The sequence below is a fragment of the Moorena sp. SIO2C4 genome (assembly GCF_010672485.1).
GTDB lineage: Bacteria > Cyanobacteriota > Cyanobacteriia > Cyanobacteriales > Coleofasciculaceae > Moorena > Moorena producens.
Map to the genome: position 1 here is coordinate 1 of NZ_JAAHGN010001576.1, position 1,057 is coordinate 1,057.

Below are 1,057 nucleotides of genomic sequence, written 5' to 3' on the forward strand. Positions count from 1 at the left end.
TTGTAGAAGTGCTCTCACCCTCTACAGAGGCATACTACCGGGGGAATAAGTTTGCCAAATACCGTAAGCTAAAAACCTTGCAAGAGTATGTTCTAATCCAGTCAGAGACAATAGGAGTAGAGTGCTTTAGGCGTAATCAGCAAGGGTTTTGGGTACTTTATCCCTATGAAAAAGGGGATACCTTTACCCTCGAAAGTGTCAACTTTTATCATAATGTAGAATTTAGAATGTAGAATTTAGAATTGGGAATTTAGAATTTAGAATTGGGAATTTAGAATTTAGAATTGGGAATTTAGAATTTATTTATAGCGTTTATCATAGCTATGATGTACAGAGATTTTGTTTGCTTATTACCTATTCCTTGTTCCCTAAAATCCATAAATTTGTACCTCATCAGTTTGATAATTACTATAGAATTAGTTTTGAGCCTTAGTGTTTTTAATAATTGCATGAATAATAGAAATTAATTCGTTGGATTCATTGAGTAAAGACAGCAATCTTGGTTCTAGGTTTTTCTCGGTGGCGATTAAGATTTTCAACCAATAATTGGTCTCTCTAGCTTCCTTGAGGGATATACTCATTTTATGAATAAAGTCTCGTTTACTTTCTGCATTTTGTGCTTCCTCAACATTTGCTCCAATACTTGTTCCAGAGCGGATTAATTGTTTGCTTAAATCATATCCAGTTCCACCATTTTGTCTCAGAAATTTACAGAGATTGACTATTCTTACGCTAAACTTTAGCGTTCTTTCTTGTATATCTTTTTTTGTCATTCTTGAGGAGCAGATCTAATTTAAGAATTTACTTTTAGTTTACTTTATCAATAAATGTATAAATATAAAAATGAATAATTTAGAATTTAGAATTAAGAATTAAGAATGAAGAATGAAGAATGAAGAATTTAGTTTTGTAGGGTGGGCAAGGGGAAATAAATTGGTTAGAGCCCTTAAGTTGACCAATCCCCTTGCCCACCAGGATTAACTAATGAAGAATTTAGAATGAAGAATGAAGAATTTAGTTTTGTAGTTTTGTAGGGTGGGCAAGGGGAAATAAATTA

General features: G+C 32.5%; 2 protein-coding genes. One reads left to right on the forward strand and one right to left on the reverse strand.

All coding sequences use genetic code 11. From position 1 onward, the window contains the following. Nucleotides 1–233 (forward strand): Uma2 family endonuclease (locus tag F6K20_RS39625; RefSeq protein WP_287298604.1); only part of this gene is annotated, 233 nt, incomplete at its 5' end. A gap of 183 nt (nt 234–416) precedes the next feature. Here F6K20_RS39625 and F6K20_RS39630 read toward each other — a convergent pair. Then, nucleotides 417–773 carry a four helix bundle protein gene (locus F6K20_RS39630; RefSeq protein WP_287256594.1) on the reverse strand — a complete coding sequence of 119 codons (357 nt, stop codon included), beginning with the start codon at nt 771–773 and terminating at the stop codon, nt 417–419. Nucleotides 774–1,057: the final 284 nt, after the last annotated feature.